The sequence below is a fragment of the Bradyrhizobium stylosanthis genome (genome assembly GCF_001641335.1).
GTDB lineage: Bacteria > Pseudomonadota > Alphaproteobacteria > Rhizobiales > Xanthobacteraceae > Bradyrhizobium > Bradyrhizobium stylosanthis.
In genome coordinates this window covers 90,867-109,310 of the sequence record NZ_LVEM01000001.1, presented here as the reverse complement: position 1 = coordinate 109,310, position 18,444 = coordinate 90,867, and the positions used below count along the sequence as shown (strand labels likewise).

Here is an 18,444-nt window from a genome sequence, read left to right as displayed (position 1 = left end):
GGACGGATGTGCCGGGATGGCGCCTGGGGGCCGGCTCGCGACTTGCAGCCGGCCCCCAGCAGTGCCAAATGAGCGCCATGACCCAGCAAGATCACATCTCGAACGTCCTCGCCGAACGCTATGCCTCGCCTGCCATGCGCGCCATCTGGAGCGGCGAAGGCAAGGTTCGCCTCGAACGCGACTACTGGATCGCCGTGCTCAAGGGCCAGCGCGATCTCGGCATTCCCGTGCCGGACGGCGTGATCGAAGCCTACGAGCGGGTGAAGGACCAGGTGAACCTCGAGTCCATCATGCGCCGCGAGCGCATCACCCGCCACGACGTCAAGGCGCGGATCGAGGAGTTCTGCGACCTCGCCGGTCACGAGCACCTGCACAAGGGCATGACCAGCCGCGACCTCACCGAGAACGTGGAGCAACTCCAGGTCTACCGCGGGCTGCAGCTGATCGAGACCAAGAGCATCGCCGCGCTGATCCGGTTCGCGAAGCATGCCAAACAGTTCCGCGACATGCCGTTCACGGCACGCACGCACAACGTGGCCGCGCAGGTCACGACGCTCGGCAAGCGCATCGCCATGTTCGGCGAGGAGATGCTGCTGGCGCATCAGAGCCTCGTCAATGTGTTGAACACCTATCCCGCCCGCGGCCTGAAGGGCGCGGTCGGCACGCGGCTCGACCAGATCACCCTGTTCAACGGCGATGCCGGCAAGGCCCGCGCGCTCGAACAGCAAATCCTCAGGCATCTCGGCCTGCCCAAGAGCTTCGATGCCGTCGGCCAGGTTTATCCGCGCAGCCTTGATTTCCGCGCAGTCAGCGTGCTGGTCGATCTCGCCAGCGGTCCCGGCAGCTTCGCCAAGACGCTGCGCCTGATGGCCGGCCACGAGCTCGCCAGCGAAGGCTTTGCCAAGGGCCAGGTCGGCTCGTCCGCGATGCCGCACAAGATGAACAGCCGCTCCTGTGAGCGCATCAACGGCCTGCATGTGGTGCTGAAGGGCTATCTCGCGATGGCCGCTGGGCTGTCAGGCGATCAGTGGAACGAGGGCGACGTCTCCTGCTCCGTGGTCCGCCGCGTGATGCTGCCCGACACCTTCCTCGCCATGGACGGCCTGCTCGAGACCCTGCTCTCGGTGCTCGACCAGATGGAAATCTTCGACGCCGTCGTCGCGACCGAGCTCAACCGCTATCTGCCCTTCCTGTTGACCACAACGGTCATGATGGAAGCGGTGAAGAAGGGCGCCGGCCGCGAAGGCGCGCACGAGGCGATCAAGGAGCATGCGGTGGCGGCCATTCGCGACCTGCGCACCGGCAAGATCGTGCAGAACGACCTGCTGCAGCGCCTCGCCGCCGACAAGCGGCTCGCCATGAGCGAGGCCGAGCTGAGCCAGGTGTTCGATCATGGCCGCGCCAATTCGGGCGATGCCGCCGCTCAGGTCGACCACTTCGCCGAGCAGGTCGATGCTCTGGCCAAGGCGAACCCGGAAGCAGCGAAGTACGCGCCGGGTGCGATCCTGTAAGCGACCAGCAAGTGGCGACAAGCCACGCCGTCACTGCGAGGAGCCAACGGGTCGCGCGAAGGCGCGCCCGATGACAGGCTCCGCGACGAAGCAATCCAGTCTTGAGCTCGCAAGATGGATTGCTTCGCTTCGCTCGCAATGACGAAAGTCCCTACTCTTCCTTGAAGCCGTATTCCGGCACGTTGCCGCTGGCGCCGTAATATTTGTACGGCAGGAACTTGCCTGACATCGTGATCTTGACGCGGTCGCCCTTCGGGTTGGCGACGCGCTCGATCCCCATGTCGAAGTCGATCGCCGACATGATGCCGTCACCGAACTCCTCCTCGATCAGCGCCTTCCACGCCGGGCCGTTCACCATCACCATCTCGTAGAAGCGGTAGATTAGGGGATCGGTCGGCGGCATCGGCGTGCCGGTGCCGCGCATCGGCACCTCGTTGAGCATCGCCGTTTCCGCCTTCGACAGGCCGAACAACTCACCGGCATTGGCGGCCTGCGGCTTCGTCAGCTTCATCTGGCCCATGATCGCACCGACGATCAGCACCTCGGAATAGCCGCCGATCTTCGCGCAGATGTGTTTCCAGCTCCAGCCCTTCTCGCGCTTGATGTCGAGCAGCTTCTCGGTGAGGTCTTCGCGTTTCATGTTGGGGTCTCCCTTCTTAAGCAGTCAGTCCGGGGTTGGTCCCGGGCATCCGTGTCTGTCGTTGCTCTTCGCCGTTTGAAGCGATCGTCAGCCCGGGCTTGCCGATTTGCACCACGGGCACATTGCGCGGATCGTGGTTCGGCGTCTCCGCGGCAAAGGTCTTGCTGCGCGTCACCAGGAAATCGATGATGTGGTTGCGCAGCGCATAATAGAGCGGATGGCGGTGCAGGTCAGTGCGGCCGCGATCCCTGGGCAGCGGATTCTCGACGACCTCGGCCAGCACCGCGCCCGGCCCGTTGGTCATCAGGAAGATCTTGTCGGCGAGATAGATCGCCTCGTCCACGTCATGGGTGATCATGAACGCGGTCTGTCCGGTCTCCAGGCAAATCCGCCGCACCTCATCCTGCAGCGTGCCGCGCGTCAGCGCGTCGAGCGCCGAGAACGGCTCGTCCATCAGCATCATCTTTGGTGTGATCGAGAGCGCACGCGCGATGCCGACGCGCTGCTTCATCCCGCCCGAGAGTTCGGACGGACGTTTGTGTTCCGAACCCGTCAGGCCGACGAGATCGATAAATGTCTGCGCGTGCGCCTTCACCTTGGCGCGGTCCCAGCTCCGCCATTTCGAGCTCACGGCATAGGCGACGTTGCCGAGCACGGTGCGCCAGGGCAGCAGCGCGTGGCTCTGGAAGATCACGGCGCGGTCGAGACTGGTGCCCGCGATCGCCTGCCCATCGACGATGACGGCGCCCTCACTCGGCGCATCGAGGCCGGCGAGGATGTTGAGCACCGTGGTCTTGCCGCAGCCGGAATGGCCGATCACGCAGCAGAACTCGCCGCGCGCCATCGAGAGCCAGAGGTTCTCGAACACGGTGGTCGTGGCGCCGCTCGCGCCCGGATAGCGCTTTGCGATGCCTTCGATGGAGACGAATTTGTCGGTCACGGCCACTACTCCGGAAAGGTGACCATGCGCGTGAAGCGCGCAAGGATCTGGTCGAGCAGCATGCCGACGATCCCGATCAGCAGGATCGCGATGATGACGTTGGTGATCGAGAGGTTATTCCACTCGTTCCAGACGAAATAGCCGATGCCGGTGCCACCGACGAGCATCTCGGCCGCGACGATCACGAGCCAGGCGATCCCGATCGAGATGCGCATGCCGGTCAGGATCGTCGGTGCCGCTGCGGGGAGGATCACCGTGAAGGCGCGCCTGATGGTGCCGACCTCCAGCGTCCGCGCCACGTTGATCCATTCCTTGCGCACGCTCGCAACGCCAAACACGGTGTTGAGCAGCATCGGCCAGATCGAGCAGATGAAGATGACGAAGATCGCGGAGACGGACGAATCCTTGATGGTGTAGAGCGCGAGCGGCATCCAGGCGAGCGGCGAGATCGGCTTCAGCACCTGGATGAACGGATCGAGCGCCTTGCTCAGCAGCGGCGACATGCCGATCAGGAAGCCGAGCGGAATGGCGACCAGCACGGCCAGCAGATAGCCGGTGCCGACGCGCGCGATGGAATAGGCGAGCTGGATGCCGAGCCCCTTGTCGTTCGGCCCGTTGTCGTAGAACGGCCGCTTCAGGTGCTCCCACAGCTTGGCGCCGACATCGAGCGGCCCGGGCATCGCCGATTTGCCCTGCGTCGCGGTGAGCCCCATCAGCTTGGCGTATTCCGGGTTCATCGCCGCCACCGGAGCGGTCGAGCGCGTGGCGAGATGCCAGATGCCGAGGAAGGCAGCGAGCAAGGCGACGGAGACGAGGCCGGCGCGGAGGCGGAGGGAGCTGTTCATCTTGCGAGATCCCTCCACCCGTCGTCCCGGCGAAGGCCGGGACCCATACCGCGGAATCTATCGATGGCAGTCGGTCGACGTACCGAACAACGGGTCTTCGCCAAACCGCGTTCGGTGGCTATGGGTCCCGGCCTTCGCCGGGACGACGCTGGGGGGAGAGTGCGGCCCATCACGACTGCTTCCTGATCTTGAAGCTCGCCACATAGTCCTCCGGCTTGGCCGGATCGAAAGTCTTCCCCATCACCGCGAACGACTTGTAGGCACTTGCCGGCGGCGACAGGCCCATCTCGGTCATCAGCTTCTTGGTGTCGGTCGCCAGATACACCTGCTCAGCGACCGCCTTGTAGTCGACGTCGCCCTTGATCTGGCCCCAGCGCTTCATCTGCGTGAGCATCCACACCGCGAAGGACTGCCAGGGGAACGGATCGAAATCGACGCGCTTGGCATCGGTCCTCACCCCGCCAAGGCCGTCGGCATAGGTGCCGGTCAGGACCTGCTCCAGCACCGTCACCGGCGCGTTGATGTAATTGGCCGGCGCGATGGCCTCCGCGATCTGTTTGCGGTTCTCGGCCTTCGAGGCATAGGCGGTGGCATCGACGATGGCCCGGGTCAGCGCGGCAAAGCTGTTCGGCGCCGTCGTGATGAACTCGCGGCTGGCGGCGAAGCTGCAGCAGGGATGGCCGTCCCAGATCTCCTTCGAGAGCAGATGCATGAAGCCGACGCCGTCATAGATCGCGCGCTGACAGATGTTGTCGGGCGCGAGGAAGCCGTCGATGTTGTCGGCGCGCAAATTCGCGACCATCTCCGGCGGCGGCACCGATCGCAATTGCACGTCGGTGTCGGGGTCGAGGCCGTGCTCGGCGAGATAATAGCGCAGCAGGTAATTGTGCATGGAATAGTCGAACGGAATCGCGAACTTCAGACCCTTCCAGTCCTTCGGATCGCGCTTGTCCTTGTGCTTGCTCGCCAGCACGATGCCCTGCCCGTTGATGTTCTCGATCGCGGGAACGGCAAAGGGGATGGCGTTGGCACCGAGGCCAAGCGATATCGCGATCGGCATCGGCGCGAGCATGTGGGCGGCGTCGTATTCCTTGTTGATGGTCTTGTCGCGGATCACAGCCCAGCCGGCGGTCTTGACCACTTCGACATTGAGGCCGTGCTTGGCATAGAAGCCCATCGGCGCCGCCATGATGATGGGCGTCGCGCAGGTGATCGGGATGAAGCCGACCTTGAGGTCCTTCTTCTCGGGCACGCCGGTTTGCGCGAACACTTCGGTCGCCGTCTTCAGCGGGAAGAATTGCGACAGTGCCGCGAGCGCGGTGGACGCGCCGACCGATTTCAGGAAGGCGCGCCGCGCCACGTCCTGCGGAAACATCGCACGCATCACGGCAGACGCAACGACGCCCTCGTAGCGCTGCTCCTCGCTCGCGACCGGCTCGCAAGCCAGCGCTGTCGCCTGCTCGTGCTCCGTCGCGGATTGGTGCTGGCCGCAGACGCAGCCGGCTCGAAGGTTGCGATCGGGATCAAACGGATTGTCGAACGTGGACATCGGCGGCCCTCCTGCGCGTCATTGCAAGGAGTAATTACGCAAGGAGCATGCCACCGCCTCCGGCGCGGCCAGTGCCTTGATGACGCAACACTTTCGCCCGCGCTTGGCGGCTACGAAAACTCGTGATAAACGAGATTTCGTAGTTCAATTACGAGATTTCGCAATGGCAACGACGCCAATGCCCGTCCACAACGATGTGGCTCCCGTGGTCGATCCACGTATCGCGGCCTTCGAATCCTCGGTCGAGGCAACACTGCTGGTCGACCCCTTCGGCGACCAGATCGTCGACGCCAATCCCGCCGCCTGCGCCCTGCTCGGCTACGACCGGGCCCTGCTGCGGCAGACCAGGGCGAGCACGCTCCATGCCGGCGAGCTTCCCGCCCTCACCGTCTTCACCCAGGCCGTGCTGCACAAGGGCGCCTACTGGACCACGGGACTCAATCCCCGCCATGCGACGGGGCAAGAGCTCCGGCTCGAATATGCCGGCTGCCTGCTGCCGCATGACGGCCGCTCGCTGCTGCTCCTCACGCTGACCGATCTCGAAGCGCGCCGCCGCCGCAATGTCGACGCCGCCGCCGAGGACCATATGCGCGGCGGCATCTCGACCTGGCAGCGAGTCGAGCGCGTGTTCCAGGACATCGAGCGCGAGAACCAGCTGATCCTGCGCGCCGCCGGCGAAGGCATCTATGGCGTCAACGCCGAAGGCAAGACCACCTTCGTCAATCCCGCGGCGGAGCGGATGCTGGGCTGGACCGCAGAAGAGCTGGTCGGCAAGGAGATCCACCCGATCGTCCACCACACCCATCACGACGGCCGCCACTATCACAACCATGACTGCCCGATCTACGCGGCGTTCCGCGACGGCGCAGTGCACCAGGTCGACGGCGAGGTGTTCTGGCGCAAGGACGGCTCGCCCACCTGGGTCGAATACACCTCCACGCCCATCCGCGACCGCGGCGTCGTGGTCGGCGCGGTCGTGGTGTTTCGCGACGTCAGCCAGCGGCGCGAGGCCGACGAGAAGCTGCATGCCGCGCTCACTGAAGTCGACCGCCTGCGCGAGCGGCTGGAGCTGGAGAACGCCTATCTCCAGGAGGAAATCCGCATCGAGACCAATCCGCGCGGCATCATCGGCGGCAGCGAGGCTATCCAGAAGACGCTGCGCCAGGTCAAGCTGGTGGCGCCGACCGCGGCGGCGGTGATGATCACCGGCGAGTCCGGTACCGGCAAGGAGCTGATCGCGCGCGCTATCCACGAGGATTCCACCCGCAGCGACCGGCCGCTGATCCGCGTCAACTGCGCCGCGATCCCGCGCGAACTGTTCGAGAGCGAGTTCTTCGGCCATGTCCGCGGCGCCTTCACCGGCGCGACGCGAGACCGCATCGGCCGCTTCGAGCTTGCCGACGGCGGGACGCTGTTCCTCGACGAGGTCGGCGAGATTCCGCTCGAATTGCAGGGAAAGCTGCTGCGCGTGCTGCAGGAGGGCCATTTCGAGCGCGTCGGCCAGGAGCGAACCCGCGCCGTCGACGTCCGCGTCATCGCCGCGACCAACCGCGATCTCAAGCAGGAGGTGCAGCGCGGCCGCTTTCGCGAGGACCTCTATTTCCGCCTCAACGTGTTCCCGATCGAGACCGTGCCCTTGCGCGAACGGCGCGAGGACATTCCCCTGCTCGCCCAGCATTTCCTGACGCGCGAGAGCAAGGCGCTGAAATCCAATTTGCGCCTATCGGAAGGCGATGCGCGGCGGCTCACCCGCTACGACTGGCCCGGCAATGTCCGCGAATTGCAGAACGTGATCGAGCGCGCCGCGATCCTGTCGCAGAACGGCCGCCTGCGCATCGACCTGCCGGATCCATCGGGCGTGCAGCCCACGGCCGGAGCATCGCGTCAGAAGGCCGACGCGCGCCCGGCCGTCATGACGTCGTCGGAAATGCGCGACCACGAGCGCGCCAATATCCTGGCCGCGCTCGAGGCCTGCGCCGGAAAAGTCTTCGGCCCCGGCGGCGCGGCCGAGATGCTCGACATCAAGCCGACCACGCTGGCCTCGCGGATCAAGGCACTGGGGATCACGCCTCGTCCGCGGGCCATCGGCTAGCGAGGCTCACGCCGCCTTGGTCGTCACCTCAGTTGCAATCGGCAACCCCTGCTCGATCGGCAGCGACGGGTCGCGCGACCATTCGTTCCAGGAACCGAAATACATCCGCACGTCCTTCACGCCCGCGTTCTTCAGCGCCAGGAAGGTGTTGGAGGCCCGCGCGCCCTTGAAACAGTAGAGATAGACCGGCGTTGTCGTCGAGATGCCGACGGTGGCGCATTCCGCCAAGATCTCGTCCTTGGACTTGAAGCGCGGGCCCTCGGCGGTCGGCTTCATCATGCGATACCATTCCAGCCAGACGGCACCGGGGATGCGGCCCTTGCGCGGGCAGAAATCTTTTCCATAAGGAGACGAGCTGTCGCCGATCCACTCGTCGACGTCGCGCACGTCGAGAATGGCGATGCCGGGCTTGCCGACGGCGCCGAGCATGGTCTTGGCATCGATCAGGATGTCGCCCGCTTCCGGCACGATCGCGAAGCCGGCCTTGGCCGGCGCCGGCACGTCCTTCGTCACCGGGAAGCCTGCCGCCGACCAGGCGTCGAAGCCGCCATGCAGCACCTTCACCTTGGGATAGCCGAGCATGGTGAGCAGGTAATAGCCGCGGCAGGACTGGCCGAAGCCGGAGTTCATCGACTGCTCGTAGATCACCGCCGTCTCCTTTCCGGAAAGGCCTGCGCCGCCGAACGCGTCGGCGAATTTGGTCTTCAGCTCGGCCATGCCTTCCGGCGTCGAGGTCGCAAGGAATGTGAAGATCTCATGCACGTTCACGGCGCCCGGCAGGTGGCCGGCGGCGTAGGCATCGGGATTGCGGGTGTCGATGACGACACACGGCTCAGTCTTCAAGAGATCGGCGAGTTCGACGGCAGTGATCAGGACGTCAGTCATGGCAGCCTCTCCGTTGAGGTTGGGGGTCTTCAGGGTCGTCTCTTCGGGTCGTCTTGGGTGGACTCGTGAAGCTCAGGCATCGGCGAGCATCTTGCGCAGCTGCTTGGTGGCCGGCGTGACGATCGCGACGAAATAGGCCTCGCGCAGGCGCCGCTGCGCGCGGTGACTCTTCAGGTAGCCGCGCGCGCCACAATGCAGCATCGCTGCATGCGCCGCTGCGACGCTGGCTTCGCCCGCGCGCAGGCGCAGCGCGATCACCTTGCGCCAGTAGGTCTCCTCCTCGTTGTAGGGATCGCGCGCCAGCGCCATGGTCTCGGCTTCGAGCTCGGCGGCGAGATCGCGGAAATGCACCGGTTGCTGCGGCAGATAGCGGTTGATGTGGCCAAGCGGGCTACCCACCTCGTCCATGATGTTGATACAGTCTTTGATGACGCCGAGCGCCATGCCCGCCTGAAGCAGGATGAACCCGGCGCGGATCTTCTTGACGAAGGGCGCGGCGGGATCGGCGAGGATCAGCTCGTCCGGCACAAAGACATCGCGGAACTGCACGCCGTAGGTTCCGGTGCCGTCCATGGCGAGGAACGGCTTGCACGGCGTCAGCGTAATCGCGGGATCCGAGCAGTCGGCCAGGAACATCACCGTGCCCAGCTCGTCCTCGCGCTCGAAGATGGTGCCAAAATAATGGTTCGGGCCGAGATTGGAGACCCAGGGCAGCGCGCCGCGCACGATATAGCCGCCCTCGACCTTCTTGCCTTTCAGCTTCAGCTTCTCGATGCCGAAGAAGCTCTTCATCGGATTGGAGAGCCCGGTGCCGCCGAGCACGCGACCGGTCGAGAACGCATCGCCAAACCGCCGCGCCAGTTTCAGGTTGGTCGAGTTGGCAGCGTACCAGACCAGCGTGTTCTGGCACCAGGCCATGAAGGCGGTGGCGCCGCAGACCTCGCCGATCGCGGCCGTCGATTCGATCGCGCAGCGCAGATCCGCGGGACCTTCGTAAGGCACGTGACTGCCCCAGGCGCCGACGGCGCCGAACGCGCGCAGCACCTCGGCCGGATAGACTGTGCCGTCGTCGATGCCGGCGGCAAGTGGCGCGAGCTGCTCCCGCGCGATCCGCGCCACCTCTCCTGCAATGGACGGTGCGGGCTGATCCAAAATCTCGGCCCGCGATAAAGCCAGTGAACCCATGGTCGTCTCCCGCACCGTTGTCCGTGTTGCTGTTGCTAGATGCCGACCTCGAGATTGACCGGGCGGGTGAAGGTGTTGGCGACCGGCGACCATTTCTTCACATGGGCGACCAGCGCGTTGATCTCGTCCGGCGAGATGCCCTCGCACTCCATGTCCACCTTCACGCGGACATCGGTGAACCCGACCGGCTTATCGGACATGTCGCCGGTGCCCCAGACCGCGGTGATGTTGAGGTCGCCTTCGAGCTCGAGCTCGAGCTTGTTGACGATCCAGCCGCGATGCACGGCGTTGGCGTGCAGGCCAACCGCGAGGCAGGAGCCGAGCGCGGCGAGCGAGGCTTCCGACGGATTGGGCGCGGTGTCGTCGCCAAGCAGCCCCGGCGGCTCGTCGACGATGTAGGGCGGCAGGTTGCGGATGTAGTTGGCGTGGCGGAACTTGCCTTCCGCGACCGTCTTGCACTTCAAGGTCTTGATGACCTTCGGATTCGCCTTGCCGTTGGCGATCAGTTGCTCGAGGCCATTCTTGTCGATGGGTGCGAGGCAACCCGTCAGCACGGTCTTCTGAACGACGGCAGTCATCAATCTTCTCCCTGGCAGAAGTGGAATTCGGCAGGATACCGAACGGTCTGTTTCCTTGCATGGAGCGTGCCAGAACCCGCAAAAAACAAAACGCGAGGCATTGGAGCCGCTTAAGCATCCCTGCCTGCGGATTGATCAGCGCCCGTTTGCTCAAAGCCGATGCAGATCGCCTCACCCTTGCGAATCTTTTCAGCGCGGAACAGATGCGGCTTGCTGATGCAACGCGGCTGCGGGTAAGTTCGTCACCATGGCAAAGACGTCATCGAAGAAGACCTCGCCTCACGCCGCCGCAGGCGAAGACGAATCCGCGCGCGGGCGCCTGCTCAGCGCCGCAACCCATCTGTTCTGCAAGAACGGGATCAACGCCACCGGCATCGATGCGATCATCGAGGAAGCCGGCACGGCGAAGACGACGCTCTACAAGCTGTTCGGCTCCAAGACCAATCTCGTCAACGCGGTGCTGGAGAGCGAAGGCAAGCAGTGGCGCGAATGGTTCATCGGCGCCATGGAAGCGGGCGGCGGCGACGCGCAGGCGAAGCTGACGCGCATCTTCCCGGCGCTGAAGAGCTGGTTCGCGGAAGAGCGCTTCTACGGCTGCCCCTTCATCAACGCCGTCGGCGAGCACGACAAGGACGCCAAGCAGTTCCGCAACATCGCGCTGAAGCACAAGAAGATCGTGCTCGGCCATATCGAGAAGCTCGCCGGCGAGCTCGGCTCGAGCGAGCCTGCTGTGCTGGCGCACCAGCTCGGCCTCCTCATCGACGGCGCCATCGTCGCGGCGATGATCTCGCGCGACCCGGGAGTGGCCGACACGGCCGCGCTCACGGCCGGCCCCCTGCTCGGACAATCCAGGGCGAAGAAGAAGCGCGAGCTGGAGGCGGTGTGACCGTTCTGGCTTCGTAGCCCGCATGAGCGCAGCGACATGCGGAACCTTTCCCGGATATCGCTTCGCTCATCCGGGCTACGACGTCGGGCCTCCCCGCACTCCTTCCACAAACCGCCCGATCGCGTCCAGCACCGGCCGCTGATCTCCTGCAAAGAACCAGTGATCATCGCCGTCGAGCTCGACGAATTTCGCAGCCCTGATCCGGCTCGCGATATCGCGTCCCGCCGCGATCCGCACCGCTCGATCGCCGCGCCGGTGCAGCACCAGCGTCGGCACGGCGACCCGCGGCAGCAACTCCCGCACGTCGGCATCTCGGAACGCTTCCAGCACGGCGGAGATGCCGCCGGGGCTGGAGGCCGCACGCAGCAGTCCGGCCCACCACGCCCTCGCCTGGGCATCGCCGGCAAGGCTCGGCGCAAAGGTCTCGATCCCGACCGGGCCGCCCCATTGCGCGACCAGATGCTTGCGCCAGGCATCATACTGGCCCGCGCGCAGCGCGTGCGGATAGTCCTGTGACCAGCAGCCCTTGGCGAGCGCGCCGAACAGGATGAGCCCGGCGACGAGACGCGGTTCGTCGACCGCAAATCTGATGCAGGCCGGCCCGCATTCGGAGGCACCGAACAGCACGACGCGGCGCGCATTCGCGGCCCGCAACACGGTGCCGATGTCCTGCGCGGTCACGTCGATGCCGGGCGCGGATCCGACCCGGTCGGACAGCCCGATGCCGCGGCGATCGAACACGATCAGCCGCCCGAGCTTCATCAGCGACGCCAGGAATGCGCGGCTCGCCGGATGCTCCCAGGCGCGCTCCACATGCGAGACGAAGCCGGGCATGACCAGGATATCGAGCGGACCGCTGCCATAGGTCTGATACGCCAGATGCACGCCGGCGCCCTTCACGTAGCGCGTCATCGGCACGGCCTGCGGCGCCGTTGCGGGGGCCATCAGCGCCTCGGTCTCGGCTTCCGGCGCAACGCCAAGCTCCTCGCGCAGCCGCTGCGTCAGCGCGGCGTGGTGCCGCTCCGCCGCGCTGCGGTCGCCGGCCAGCAGCAGGCTGCGGATCAGGTGCCGGCCATAGACCTCGCTGAGCGGATCGAGCTCGACCAGACGTCCCGCAAATGCGGTCGCGGCAAAATGATCGCCGGCGGCATTCCTGTCCTGCACCAGACGCTCCAGCGCATGGACCAGCCGCCCCCGCAGCGCCTCGCGGCGATAAAACGCCCAATCGTCGAATTCAGGCGAACCGTCCGGGGAGAAGCCAGCCAGGAAGTCGCCGCGATAGATCCGGCAGGCCGCTTCGAAGTCACCGCGGTCGCAGGCGCTTTCGAACGATTGCGAGTCGAGCTCGAGCGCGACCTCCGGAGACAGCCGCAGGCTGGTGCGGTCGGTCTCGAAAATCGATTGGCCGAGCGAGAGCTCGATGCGGTGAAGCAGGCGCCGCAACCGCGCCAGGCCGGTTTCGCGTGGCGTTTCCGGCCATAGCAGCGTCGCCATGACGTCCCGCGCGACTGCGCCTCTGGCCTCCGCGAGATAGACCAGCAGCGCAAGCCCCTTGCGCAAGGCGAGCTTGATCGGGCGGCCGTCCGTGTGAAGCTCGGGGAAACCGAAGGTCCCCAGCGAGAAAGCCGTCATGGACAACCTCTTTCCCGGGCCGGCGTCCCCGGGGGACGCGCAGGGGACGGTCCGGCGATAGCAGTCAGGGCAGATCGAGCCTGACCGCCGGCGAGCGGTTCAGGCTCCCGCATGCGGCAGCACTGCCATCGGCACAACAGGAAAAACCATGTTCGCACGCCTCCTGATCCCTCTCTACGCCATCATGAGCTACGGCGTATTCACCGTTTCATTCCTCTATGCGCTCGGTTTCGTCGGCAATTATGTCGTGCCCAAGTCCATCGACAAGCCGGTCGAGCTCGGCAGTCCCGCCAATGTGACCGCGGCCATCGTCATCAACCTGCTGCTGCTGAGCCTGTTTGCGATCCAGCACAGCGTCATGGCACGCCCGGCCGTCAAGCGATGGCTGGCCAAATTCCTTCCCGCGGCCTGCCAGCGCAGCACCTATGTGCTGCTCTCCAGCCTGGTCCTGCTGCTGCTGTTCTGGCAATGGCGTCCGATCCCGGCACCGGTCTGGCAGACAAGCGGGATTGCAGCGTGGTTGCTGACCGGCGTGCATTGGCTTGGCTGGCTGATCGCGTTTGCCTCGACCCACATGATCGATCATTTCGATCTGTTCGGCCTGCGGCAGGGCTTCTCCGTGCTCCGCGCCACCGAGCTGCCCGATCACTCCTTCAAGACTCCCCTGCTCTACAAGATCGTCCGGCATCCGATCATGCTCGGCTTCCTGCTCGCGTTCTGGGCCACGCCCGTGATGACATCAGGCCATCTGCTGTTCGCGGTCGCCAACACCGCCTACATCCTGGTCGCACTGCAGTTCGAGGAACGTGACCTGGTCGCGGAGTTCGGGGAGACCTACCGGCAATATCGCCGCCGCGTTCCCATGCTGGTGCCGCGCCTCTTCACGCGCCGCCGGACCGGCGATGGCCCGTCATCGCGCGCTGTCGGAGCACCGCAATGAAAGCCGTTCTCTGCAGCTCCTTCACCGGCCCCGGCGATTTGCGCGTCGGCGACATCGACGAGCCCCACCCCGCCCCCGACGAGATCCTGATCGACGTCCATGCGGCCTCCGTCAGCTTCATGGACCAACTGCTGGTCTCGGGCCTCTACCAGATGCGGCCGCCGACGCCCTTCGTGCCGGGCACGGAAGCCGCCGGTGTCGTGGTCGCGGTCGGCGAAAGGGTCACGGCATTCGCGCCCGGCGACCGCGTGGCCTGCAGCAGCTGGACCGGCGGCTACGCCGAACGGATGACGGCGAAGGAATCCAAGAGCGTGCGCCTGCCCGATGGCGTCGCGTTCGAGACCGCGGCAACCGTCCTGCACAATTACGGAACGGCCTGTTACGCACTGGTCGAACGGGCACGGGCGCAAGCCGGCGAGACCGTGCTCATCACCGGCGCGGCCGGCGGAGTTGGCCTTGCCGCCGTCGACCTCGGCCGTCATCTGGGCCTGCGCGTCATCGCCGGCGTTGGCTCGGACGACAAGGCAGCCCTGGTGCGGAGCTTCGGTGCCGGCGATGTCATCAATTATCGCAGTGAAGATTTGCGCGACCGGATCAGGTCGATCACCTCGGGCGCCGGCATCGACATCGGCTTCGACAATGTCGGCGGCGCGATCTTCGAGCAGATGGCCCGGCTGATGGCATGGGGCGGCCGGCTGATGCCGATCGGCTTCACCTGCGGCGAGATCCCGTCCATCCCGATGAACCTGCCGCTGTTGAAGAACTATTCCATCATCGGCGTCTTCACCGGCGCCTGGGCCGAGAAATATCCTGACGAAGCCGCGCGCATGAACGACATGCTGGTGCAATGGCTGGCCGACAGAAAAATCCGCCCGCACATCGATCGCGTCCTCCCTTTGGAGGAGGCCGGCAACGCCATGCGCGCCGTGGCGGGCCGCACGGTTCAGGGCAGAATTGTGCTCAAGATCAGATAGAATGCACGCGGGAACGGAAAACGAGGACAGCAAGAATTGACAGAGATCATCATCGCCAGGCGCTTTTGCGGTCCTCCGAACTCCGGCAACGGCGGCTATGTCTGCGGCCGGCTGGCCCGGCACATTCCAGGCGGCGGCGAGGTGACGCTGCGCGCGCCGCCTCCGCTGGACACGCCGCTCGATGCGATCGCGGCCGCCGACGGCACGTGGGAGCTTCGTGACGGCGACAAGGCCCTTGCGACAGCGCGTGCGGCGAATGTCGAGCTCGGCCAGATCGAGACAGCCAGCTTGCAGGAAGCCCGCGCCGCCGGATTGCTGGCGCTGTTCGAGCCGCACGAGCATCCGCTGCCGAACTGTTTCGTCTGCGGTCCCGCGCGTGCCCAAGGCGACGGCCTGCGTGTCTTCGCCGGGCCGCTTGGCCGCCGGCGAGAGAACGCCGTTCTCGCGGCGACCTGGACGCCGGATCCGAACCTCGCCGCCGAGGACGGCCTTGTCGCTCCTGAATTCCTCTGGTCCGCGCTCGATTGCCCCACCGGCTTTGCCTGCAATTGCAATCTGCAGAGCGGCACCTACGACAAGACACCGCTCCTCCTCGGACGGATGGCGGCCCGGATCGAGGCCCGCCCGCACCCCGGCCAACCCTGCGTCATCACGGCCTGGCCCACCGGCCGCGACGGCCGCAAGCGGACCGCGGACGCCGCGCTGCATGATGAAGCCGGCAGGTTGCTCGCCGTCGCGAGGACGACATGGATCGCGGTGGAGCGCGAGGTGCTGCTCGGGCGGGGGTGACGGTTTCGTCGGGTGCGTTAACCCGCCTGCACCAATTCGCATCTTCCTGCATGCTCGCGTGCCCTTCACGCGTCGATTTACCTTGCGTCAAGCACGGCCAGCGATCGGCCTTGCTCTTAAAAGGCTGTTAGGACCGGCCAGCGTTGTTGGCGCCCGGAAGACGGGGACGCTCTGCAATGCGATCGGACGAGGGACTCTACAGTGCGCCACGCTGGCGCCTGACGCGCTGGCTTGCCGAACCGGGGCCCGGGGTACCCGACGACATCCGCGCGGCGCTTATTGCCCAGCTCCATGGATCGCTGCCGGTATTTGCCGCCGGCGCCGTCAACACGATTGCGGTCGCTGCCGTCATCGCCGCCCGCAAGCAGACCGCACCATTCATCGTCTGGCTGGTCATGGAGATCGTGATCTGCCTCGCCCGTCTCCTCGTACTCGCCAGCGCGAACCGCAGGGCGCGTGAGCACCGCCCCACACCGACCGACCTTCATCTCCTGCTTGCGGTCGCCTGGAGCGCCAGCGTCGGATTTGGCGCCATCGCCAGCCTCGCGAGTGGCGACTGGGTCGTTGCCATGTTGGCATCACTGTCTGCGGCGGCGATGGTCGGCGGCATTTGCTTCCGCAATTTCGGCGCGCCGCGCCTGGCGGGCACCATGATCCTCTTCAGCCTTGGTCCCATCATCCCCGGCGCCGCGCTCGCCGGCGAGCCGCTGTTCTACATCGTGTATCTTCAGGTCCCGATGTATCTCGCCGCGATGACCGCCGCAGCCTTCCGCCTCAACCGGATGCTGGTCACCACCATGCGCGCCGAGCGCGAGAACAGCCATCGCGCACATCATGACGCACTCACCGGACTGCTCAATCGGGCCGGGTTCGTCGAGGCGCTCGGCACGAGGCTTGCCGCGCGCGCCGAACGCCCGTTTGCGGTGATGTTCTTCGACCTCGACAATTTCAAGCCGATCAACGACACCTTCGGACACGCGGCGGGCGATGCGGTGTTGAAAGGCGTCGCCGGCCGGGTGCGCCGGGCGCTGCCGGACGGCGCGGTGCTCGCCCGGATGGGCGGCGACGAGTTCGTCGCGCTCGTCGAGGACGTCACCACCGAGACGGCCCGGGAGACGGGACACCGGCTCATCCGCGAAGTCGCCATTTCCTATGAGCTGGGCGGCGAGATCCGCGCCAGTGTCGGCGCCAGCGTCGGCATCGCGATGTCGCCGGATCATGGCGCCGAGGTCGAGGAATTGCTCGGGGTCGCCGATGCCGCACTGTACGAAGCTAAGTCGGGCGGCAAATCGCGTTGCTGCCTCGCCTCGGTCGGGACCAATCTCGCGGCGTTGCGCCGTCTCCAGCAGAGCAGCCCGAAAGGCCCAGTGGCAAGCGCCGCCTGATAAGGATGAGCAAAGGCGCGACGCGCCGTGCTGCCTAGCTGCTCGTCGCCTGCCGCACCGGCGGCGGCTTCCAGGTCCCGTTGATGATCGAGGGCGACTTCTCGTTCGGCCAGTACATGCGCAACATCAGGACGAACTTGCCCGCCGGCGCGGGAAGCCAGTTGCTCTCCTTGTCGGGACCGGGATTGTCCTTCTGAATGTAGAGATCGACCGAACCGTCCGCATTGGCCCTAAGGCTCTGGCGGGCACTGATGGACTGGCGGTTGATCGGATTGGCGACGAAGAAGTAGTTCTCGTCATACATTGTCAGCGACCAGAACCCTCCGACCGGAGGAAGCTGCCCCTTGGGAAAGCGCATGACGTATTTGTTGCTGCCGACATAGTCCTTGCCGTCGGCATCCTTCTGGGACGTCGGATAGCACGCATCCTGAATCCGGTTGGCGCCAAGTCCGATTGCCGTGACGAGGGCACGGTTGAAGTAATTGGTGCCGTAGACACCGGCTTCGGCATCGAAGGCCCAGCCGTTGACGTTCCTGATCGCCTTGTTGACCTTGAACTGGAGCATGATGCGGTCGAATGCCACCTGTGGGACCCGCTTGGCGAAGGCCGCATCGAATTTGCCAGCATCGAAATCCTTGCCCGGCACCAGACCGATCTTCGCGAATTTGGCGACCTCCGCCGCATCGGCGGCGGCCGGCGGATTGCGCTTCATCAATTGCGCGAGAAGGGTGAAATAGGCCGCGGCGTCCAGGCCGTTGACCTGGTCGCGAACCGCCGTCTTCATGTCGACCGACGCATCGACCTTTCCCGCGGGAGGCGTATAGGACTTGCCGTAGGCGCTGAGCGGCACGAGCTTGAACTCGTCCTGTGCGGCATGCACGGCCGCGTAATCCTCCGGCGTGCCGGTGCAGTAGATGCGGCCCAAAATCCACACCATGCTCGTCGGTGATTTGTATTCCTTAATGCCGGCGGGAAGCGTTCCCTTCCACCCCGGTCCGGTGATCGCGTAGGTCTGCGCCTTGGTGCCGGTGGTGCGCTTGCCGGGCACCTGGAAGACATTGGTCCAGCCGTCCAGCATCGGAAACAGGAAGTAGCGGTCCTTCATGTCGGGCATGGTCAGGACCCAGGGCTCGTCTCCCACGTCGATCCAGGCCGTCGTGTAGAGCGTGTCGGCATTGGGGGCCGTGACATCCCTGAAGCTGGCATCGGGATACTTGCGCAGCTTGACGAACTGTCCCATCGGCCCGCGCGTGCCTTCCACCGCCGCAACGTTGGTCATGATCCGGCGGGTCATCTCCATCGTGACCAGAGGATAGCCGTAGATATAGGCGTCCTGGGCGAGCCAGAAATCGTCGCCACCCTCCAGGGCCCTGACCACAGGACCGTCGAACTCGGCGCGTGCTGTGCGGGACATCGCAAGCGCCGACATTGCGGTGCTGAAGGCGGCAAGTGCCTGGCGACGGTTGATTGGCATTTCGAACCCTCCCTGTTGCCTGAAAGCGTAGAAGGAGGGGTTCCGTCTTCCTTGATTTGCATCAATGTGGCGGGTCGGGGCGCAGCACAGCGCGCAGCTCAATACGGTCCCATCAACGAGCGGTACGTTCCCGGCCAAC

16 protein-coding genes are annotated in these 18,444 nt (G+C 65.4%); 7 read left to right on the top strand and 9 right to left on the bottom strand.

The window, feature by feature from the left end:
* The first annotated feature begins 68 nt into the window (after positions 1-68).
* Positions 69-1,511 (top strand): adenylosuccinate lyase, encoded by a 1,443-nt coding sequence (gene purB / locus A7X65_RS00545; protein ID WP_167358185.1) that lies wholly within the window; start codon positions 69-71, stop codon positions 1,509-1,511.
* Between the two features lie 151 nt (positions 1,512-1,662).
* On the opposite strand, the gene cynS is transcribed toward purB, so the two are convergent.
* From cynS to A7X65_RS00525, 4 genes are all read right to left on the bottom strand, one after another.
* Positions 1,663-2,151, bottom strand: a complete 489-nt coding sequence (gene cynS, locus A7X65_RS00540; RefSeq protein WP_063682434.1) for a cyanase — start codon at positions 2,149-2,151, stop codon at positions 1,663-1,665.
* A 16-nt stretch (positions 2,152-2,167) separates the two neighbouring features.
* On the bottom strand, positions 2,168-3,091 hold the full coding sequence (locus tag A7X65_RS00535) for an ABC transporter ATP-binding protein (protein ID WP_063684719.1): 924 nt from the start codon (positions 3,089-3,091) through the stop codon (positions 2,168-2,170).
* Between the two features lie 5 nt (positions 3,092-3,096).
* Complete coding sequence (gene ntrB / locus A7X65_RS00530; protein ID WP_063682433.1) at positions 3,097-3,936, bottom strand: nitrate ABC transporter permease; 840 nt, start codon at positions 3,934-3,936, stop codon at positions 3,097-3,099.
* A 169-nt stretch (positions 3,937-4,105) separates the two neighbouring features.
* Positions 4,106-5,485 (bottom strand): CmpA/NrtA family ABC transporter substrate-binding protein, encoded by a 1,380-nt coding sequence (locus tag A7X65_RS00525; RefSeq protein WP_063682432.1) that lies wholly within the window; start codon positions 5,483-5,485, stop codon positions 4,106-4,108.
* A gap of 163 nt (positions 5,486-5,648) precedes the next feature.
* On the opposite strand from A7X65_RS00525, the gene A7X65_RS00520 reads away from it, so the two are divergent.
* Positions 5,649-7,577 carry a sigma 54-interacting transcriptional regulator gene (locus tag A7X65_RS00520; protein ID WP_063682431.1) on the top strand — a complete coding sequence of 643 codons (1,929 nt, stop codon included), beginning with the start codon at positions 5,649-5,651 and terminating at the stop codon, positions 7,575-7,577.
* 6 nt (positions 7,578-7,583) lie between these two features.
* On the opposite strand, the gene A7X65_RS00515 is transcribed toward A7X65_RS00520, so the two are convergent.
* From A7X65_RS00515 to A7X65_RS00505, 3 genes are all read right to left on the bottom strand, one after another.
* Entirely contained in the window at positions 7,584-8,462 is an 879-nt protein-coding gene (locus A7X65_RS00515; protein WP_063682430.1) for a sulfurtransferase, read from the bottom strand.
* Positions 8,463-8,534: 72 nt separating this feature from the next.
* A complete protein-coding gene (locus A7X65_RS00510; protein ID WP_063682429.1) occupies positions 8,535-9,647 on the bottom strand; it encodes an acyl-CoA dehydrogenase family protein in 1,113 nt (370 codons plus the stop codon).
* Between the two features lie 35 nt (positions 9,648-9,682).
* Positions 9,683-10,225: an OsmC family protein gene (locus tag A7X65_RS00505; RefSeq protein WP_063682428.1), complete on the bottom strand. Its 543-nt coding sequence runs from the start codon at positions 10,223-10,225 to the stop codon at positions 9,683-9,685.
* Between the two features lie 247 nt (positions 10,226-10,472).
* On the opposite strand from A7X65_RS00505, the gene A7X65_RS00500 reads away from it, so the two are divergent.
* Positions 10,473-11,111: a TetR/AcrR family transcriptional regulator gene (locus tag A7X65_RS00500; RefSeq protein WP_063682427.1), complete on the top strand. Its 639-nt coding sequence runs from the start codon at positions 10,473-10,475 to the stop codon at positions 11,109-11,111.
* Positions 11,112-11,186: 75 nt separating this feature from the next.
* Here the strand turns inward: A7X65_RS00500 and A7X65_RS00495 are convergent, their stop codons facing one another.
* A complete protein-coding gene (locus A7X65_RS00495) occupies positions 11,187-12,743 on the bottom strand; it encodes a bifunctional AfsR/SARP family transcriptional regulator/alpha/beta hydrolase (protein WP_063682426.1) in 1,557 nt (518 codons plus the stop codon).
* A gap of 148 nt (positions 12,744-12,891) precedes the next feature.
* On the opposite strand from A7X65_RS00495, the gene mddA reads away from it, so the two are divergent.
* The 4 genes from mddA to A7X65_RS00475 all read left to right on the top strand — a co-directional run bounded on the left by mddA (position 12,892) and on the right by A7X65_RS00475 (position 16,831).
* A complete protein-coding gene (gene mddA / locus A7X65_RS00490; RefSeq protein ID WP_063682425.1) occupies positions 12,892-13,683 on the top strand; it encodes a methanethiol S-methyltransferase in 792 nt (263 codons plus the stop codon).
* Entirely contained in the window at positions 13,680-14,657 is a 978-nt protein-coding gene (locus A7X65_RS00485) for an NADPH:quinone oxidoreductase family protein (protein ID WP_063682424.1), read from the top strand. The genes mddA and A7X65_RS00485 overlap by 4 nt, the downstream gene beginning before the upstream one ends.
* Before the next feature lie 36 nt (positions 14,658-14,693).
* Entirely contained in the window at positions 14,694-15,446 is a 753-nt protein-coding gene (locus A7X65_RS00480; RefSeq protein WP_063682423.1) for a hotdog family protein, read from the top strand.
* A 176-nt stretch (positions 15,447-15,622) separates the two neighbouring features.
* Complete coding sequence (locus A7X65_RS00475) at positions 15,623-16,831, top strand: GGDEF domain-containing protein (RefSeq protein ID WP_063682422.1); 1,209 nt, start codon at positions 15,623-15,625, stop codon at positions 16,829-16,831.
* 34 nt (positions 16,832-16,865) lie between these two features.
* Here the strand turns inward: A7X65_RS00475 and A7X65_RS00470 are convergent, their stop codons facing one another.
* Entirely contained in the window at positions 16,866-18,305 is a 1,440-nt protein-coding gene (locus tag A7X65_RS00470; protein ID WP_063682421.1) for a DUF1254 domain-containing protein, read from the bottom strand.
* Between the last annotated feature and the right edge of the window lie 139 nt (positions 18,306-18,444).